Raw genomic sequence first — 5,810 nt, forward strand, 5'->3', positions numbered from 1 at the left:
GGCTTCTCCGGTGCCGGATCGGGCCACGCGTCGGCGTCGATGTTGGGCGCGATCAGGCCGTTGAGCAGGCTCGCTCGCAGGCGAAGCAGCGTCGCGTCGGCCGGCTCGCCAGGCCGATCTGCCAGGTCGGGCATGAAGTCGTCGTACGCCGGGTGCTTGCCAAACGCCGCCGCGGTGAAAGCTCGATGGTCGGCGATGACCGGTTCGATCTCACCGCCTCCAAAGAGACCCCGAAGCCAGCCCAAAAGCCGGGCTGCCAAACCGCCGGAATGCTCATCGGGTGTCGTGGGCATCGTCGCGAAGCTACCGGTCGTCTCTCGCCTGCTCCGCGCGTCGAATCACCGATGCCGGCAGTGGCGGGTCAAAGGCCAGTTCCACGAGCAACGGTCGAACGTCGTCGCCGCCATCGCGTTCTTCGTAGACGAACGGCAGCTCCACGAGCACGGCCCCGCCGCCTTCGCCGGCCCCGACGTAGTACCGGTCGACGAGTTCGATCGCGTTCCACGTCTTGCCGAGTGGCTCGATCACGACGGTGCCGCGACGGTCCTGCACGCCCAGCGTCAGCGTACTTTCCCGGGCGACCAGGTCTTGAGCGAGCCAGAAGCCGGTGTTGATCTCACGGAAACTCGTCGTTTCCCCGTTGAAGACGGCCTCGCGCCACGCGACCGAAGCCCGCGCGTCGCCCAGACGTTCCTGCACGTCGCGCGACGGGACACGCACCGAGACGGTCGGTTCCTCCGGGCTGCGGAACCATGCCATCGCGTCGGCGAGCTCGCCGGTATCTTCCGCCTCGCTCAGGAAGAGTCGTCGAAACGCCCGGCTCGCCGACTCGCGATCGGGCCGTTCTTCGTTCGCGTCGTACGCAGCTTCGATCCGTCCCGCGACGCGATCCACAGCATCGTTGAAGGACTGGACCGACTTGAACTCCGGCAGGCCGACGAGGCGATCCATGTCGTCGCGCGTCATGATGCGATCCTCAGCGTCGGCCAGCGATCGCAGCGGGAAGGCGACGAATCGCTCGATCATGTCCAGCTCTCGATCGAGGCCGGCCGCCGCTCCGGGACGCACGGCACCCGCCAGCGACAGCAAGAGGCGCCGCGTCACCTCACGCCGATAGGTCTCGGCCACGCCCTGTGCCTCACCCAGGACGAGGTACGCGTTGCTCATCGCCGCCGGGCCGTCCAGGCCGATGTCTTCCGCGGCTTCGCTGGCCACGTCGCTGAGGAGCTGCCACCGATCGACCGCTGGCCAGTTGCCCTCTTCGAGCGGCGTCTGCAAACGTTGCACCTGCGCTCGCCACTCGGAAAGCGACGATTCCGCCTCTGTTTCCGGCAAATCGAGCAGGTCGCATGCCCGCGCCGATGCCTGCTCGACCTCGCCGTAGATGGCGGCAAGCTCGGCGACCGGCCTCGAGAACTGATCCCACGTCGCGATGGCTCGCCGATCTTCCGACCACGACTGCGGTGACGGCGAGACCTCCAGCTCGCTGTCCTTGCGTTGGTCCCAATGCGCTGCGAACGACGCTGCGTAGGTCGAAATGCCAGCCCGACGACGCGCGTCGATCCCGTCCGACAGCAATACCCGCGGCGGCAGCACGTCCGGAGCGATCGTCTCGTCGTCGTCAGCTGCGATCGCTTCTGTGAGCACCGCCAGGTCTTCGAGCAGACGCGCGAAACCGCCCGGCTCATAGTCGCGATCGATGATGGCCGAGTTGCGTGGCACGAACGGCAGCCGCTCGTCGAAGCGGCTTCGCGTGCTCCGGTCACGCACCCGTCGCGCGACGTCCACCTCGGTTGCAGGGAACATGCCGACGGCCGAGGCCAGTAGCGCGTGGCGACGTGCAGCGAAGTCGACCTCGGCGAGGCGGTCTTGGGGCATGTCGTCGGGAACAATCAGTGCCGCCAGCGTTCCGTCGCTTGCTAGCTGGTCTTCTGCCAAACGACGCAGCGCCGCCATCGGTTGCAGTGTCTGCGAGAGCCACTCCGCCTCGGCCAGTCGCTGAACCCACTCTTCGTCGGACGTGGCCCCGCCTTGCAGGCTCGCCAGCGTTGACAGCTGGCTTTCGTGCCACGACTCCACCGTGGCGATCCGGTCGGCGAGGACCTTCTCGAGCTCACGACGAAGCGTCCCGGCCACAGGCGGTGCTGACGGCAGTGCGACGAACGGCTCCAGCGGGCTACGAATGTCGGCAAGCGCAGCCTCGTAGGCGGACGCGAGTCGCTCGTTGTCCGCGTCGCCTGGAAAGCTTGCAAACGCGTCAAACGAGGCGTCGCGCGAGGCGAGGTATGCGTCGCGAGCGGAGGCGAGTTCGTCGAACGTCGTCGACAGCGTCTTGCGAAGGTCGGCGTACTCGGCCTCGGTCTTCGGACGTCGGCCGAGCGCCTCGTCGAACGCCTCGGCGGCCGCGTCCAGGCGTTCCTGCCGGGCCGGGAAGTCGCCAACACCGATCGTCGGCAGCGCGGTCGGCTGCGGCGACGTCTGTGCGATGTACCGGGCCGCTCGCAGGGCGAGTGTTTCGTCGAGCAGGCCGCTGTCGTCCGCTTCGCCGAAGAGGGTTCGCCGGACCGTGTCCCGTTGTTCCGAATCAATCGGCTGATCCAAACCGTGCGCCGCCCGAAGTGCCTCGTCGTAGACGGCCACATCGGCGGACAGATCGCTTTCGGCCAAGTGCGCGAGGAACGGCTCCAGCGACGACGTCGCGAGGTCGATCTCGGGGTCGCCTTGCGAATACGTCGCGGCGTCGAACCGGGCCCACTGCAGAATCGCCTCGACCAACGCGGCGTTGGCGTTGCCGTCCATGCTCTGGTCCAGCTCCGGAAGCCGCAGCGTCAGGTAGTCGTTGAATCGCTCCATCAGCGGCGTCGCGACGCTCTGTCGAAAGAAGCGGCGGTAGACGCTGCGCTGGCTCTTGGCGGCTTCCTGTGCATTGGACAACTGATCACCGCGCACCCATGCCGTCAGCTTGAACAGCCCGGGCGCGGTGATCGTCGAGTCGAGTTCGCCCGGTGCCTGCTCGTGCAGCGCGACCAACCCGTCGGCCGGCGCGTAGCGGCCGCTGCGGATGATCTCGATCGGTCGTTGCGGGTCGTCGGTGACCGCGCGGATGTTGCGCCAGAACGTGCTCTTGTCCAGCACGGCCTCGTCGAGACGCGAGACACCCGACCAAAAGAGCACGCCGATCAGTCCGAGCATCAGGAGGCTCGTGCCGACGATCGCCAGCCGATTGCCACGACGGATGTCGCGCACCTTTTTCGCACTGCCGGCGATGAGGCCCTTCTCGCGGAAGACTTTGTCGACGAACAGGTCGCCGATGAAGTAGGACCGTTCGACGACCTTGCCCGGGCGGACGAGTCGCTCGGCCGGCACGTTGAGGATGCGGCTGAGCGTCTCATCGAGCGCGTCGTTCTCCCGCAAGGCGGTCGTGAAGTAGATGCCGCGAAGGAAAAGCGGTTGGCTCCACGTGTCGCTGACGAGAATGCGTTCGAGGTATCGCAGCAGCCGCCTGTTTCGCTGGTGCAGCTCACCGGGAAGGCCGTAGAGCGCATCGACCCCGTCGAGCGGCCTTGCCACATCGGCCAGCCCGTCCTGGAAGGTCTTGGCCGTCTGGGCGAGCACGGTCGAGCGCCGTCGGACGAGCCGGTGGTAGATGGTGTCGAGGCCGCGCGACGCTTCGGCGAGGTCGAATGGGTCGTCGAGCGAGCCGGCGTTGCTCCAGCCGAACATCTGGTGGGCCAGCGTGCGATCCTCGATCGTGTCGAAGTACTCGGAAAACCCGAGGATCTTGTCGCACTTGCTCACGACGACAAAGACGGGGAAGCGCGCGCCCAGCCGCTTCTGGATCACGTCGAGGTTCTGCTGAATGACGCCGGCCTTGCGGTCGATCTCGGCGTCGTCATCTTCGATCAGACTCGTCGCGGGGATGAAGAGCACCAGCCCGTTCACCGGCTGACGCGGGCGGCTCTTACGCAGCTCGTCGAGGAAGCGATGCCACGTCTGGCGAAAGCCCTGCGACAGCGGCCCCTCGCGCTCGTCGCCGAACATCATTCGGCCGGCGGTATCGAGGAGGACGGCGTGGTTGGTGAACCACCAGTGCATGGTGTACGTGCCGCCGGCACCTTGCGTCGGGTCCTGCAGGCCGGGCGGGAAGCCGATTTCGCTTTCGCGGATGGCTTTGGTCTTGCCGGAACCGGGCTCACCGACGACGAGGTACCACGGCAGGTCGTAGACGCTCTTGCCCGCGTTCTTAAACTTTTCAAGGCCGGCGTTGAACTCGCGGACGCACGCCTCCTGGGCCGCGGCGTCTTCGGCGGTCGCGTCGTTGGGGCGGTACGTCGCCTGCTGCTGAAGACCGACCGCCATCTGCTGTGACTTGCGCCGTCGCTGACGCCGGATGACCGCGCGGAGCAGCAGGATCGTCAGCCCGACCAAGACAAGCCCGACCAGCACAATGGCCGGGACGATCCAGTCACGCGTGAACCAGTAGAACAGCCCGGCCGTCACGAGGACGAGCGTGATCGCGATGCCGACTGCGAGGACAGCCACGACCTGAAACAGACCGAACCCACCGGAAACCCGCGTGGGCTCTGGTGGCAATGGCAGCGGCGGCTGGCTCGGCGGCGTCATCGGTGGCACCCGCGGGTTCGGACTCAGTCGGCCTCGCTCGCCGTGTCGGCGTCGCCGGCGAGATAGCGTAAGTCGTCGGTCAATTCCCCGGCCTGGCGATCCCAGACGTAGAAGCTGAGCGCGAGCAGCGTGAGCGACACGCCGACGGCAATCACGCCGATCAGCCCGACGATGCGATTCCGCTCGCCCGTCGGGAGGACCGTGTCGTCGGTGTAGGCGTAGGCGGCGGGCGTGACCTTTCCGTAGGGATCTTCGAACGCGTCGACGCCCCGTCGTGCGAGTTCGCCGCGCGTGGCGGACATCAGGTCGCCGACCTGCTGCAGGTTGCCCGTGTAGACGCCGGCGAAACCGAAGGCCATGCACTCGTGGTAGAGCTGGAGCACCTGCGTCGACGTCTCGTCGTTGGCCTGGAGCTCGCGTTGAAGCTCGTCGAAGAACGCCTTGTCAACCGACGACTCGCCCAAGAGCGACTGGGCCAAAGGCTTGTCGTTCCAGTCGAATGCGCACTGCAACGCGCTGTGACGCACCGAGAAATCGACGAAGAACACCAGCGGCCGCCGGAAGCGCTCGACAGTCGACTCGTCGGCCGACACGCGGCTCTGGGCGAACCGTTCGACGCTCGTCGCGATCGCCTTCTCCAGCTCGCTGCGGACGAGCTCCTCCGACGGCGACATCTGACTCCGGCCGGCGCGGTTGAACTGGCAAAGAAGCGCGAAGACCGGCTCGGCACACTCGATCGCCGAGCGACGCCGACTCGACGACTCCGGCCCGACGCCAGACCAAGCGGCCGAGTCGTCAGACGGACCGTCTTGTGGCGGCGGCGGAGCGAGCGACGTCGCCAGCGGATCCCACTGCTGAGCGTCACGGGGCGTCAACGCGCGCCTCCTCCGAACCGGACGCCTGCGTCATCTCCCGGGGCAGACGCGAAAACTGGCGGACGATCTCCGCGAACGGTGCGTCCTCGGGCTTTCGAACCGCGTCGTCGAACGCCTGACAGTAGCGATCCCAACACGCCGCCTTGAACGTCCGACTGCCGCGGATGGCCGATGCCTTGACGCCGCCGATCTGCTCCGTCGCCGCCTCGATGGTTTCGGGGCGAAGGTGCTGGGTGAGGTGCGAGCGAACGTCTTGGTCGAGATGGCTCAACGCATGCACAAACGCCCCGAGCAGCCGTCCCTGACGCGCGA

The 5,810-nt window shown here is 67.0% G+C and carries 4 protein-coding genes; all 4 read right to left on the reverse strand.

Annotation, left to right across the window (positions count from 1 at the left end; all coding sequences use genetic code 11):
* Positions 1–293 (reverse strand): hypothetical protein (locus AAGI46_15220; GenBank protein MEM1013557.1); only part of this gene is annotated, 293 nt, incomplete at its 3' end.
* A 10-nt stretch (positions 294–303) separates the two neighbouring features.
* Positions 304–4,623 carry a type VI secretion protein IcmF/TssM N-terminal domain-containing protein gene (locus AAGI46_15225; GenBank protein MEM1013558.1) on the reverse strand — a complete coding sequence of 1,440 codons (4,320 nt, stop codon included), beginning with the start codon at positions 4,621–4,623 and terminating at the stop codon, positions 304–306.
* Between the two features lie 23 nt (positions 4,624–4,646).
* Positions 4,647–5,498: a DotU family type IV/VI secretion system protein gene (locus tag AAGI46_15230; GenBank protein ID MEM1013559.1), complete on the reverse strand. Its 852-nt coding sequence runs from the start codon at positions 5,496–5,498 to the stop codon at positions 4,647–4,649.
* On the reverse strand, positions 5,485–5,810 hold a 326-nt coding region (locus tag AAGI46_15235), incomplete at its 5' end, for a hypothetical protein (protein ID MEM1013560.1). The genes AAGI46_15230 and AAGI46_15235, both read right to left, overlap by 14 nt.

It is taken from the genome of Planctomycetota bacterium, from assembly GCA_038746835.1.
In the GTDB taxonomy this organism is placed as follows: domain Bacteria; phylum Planctomycetota; class Phycisphaerae; order Tepidisphaerales; family Tepidisphaeraceae; genus JBCDKH01.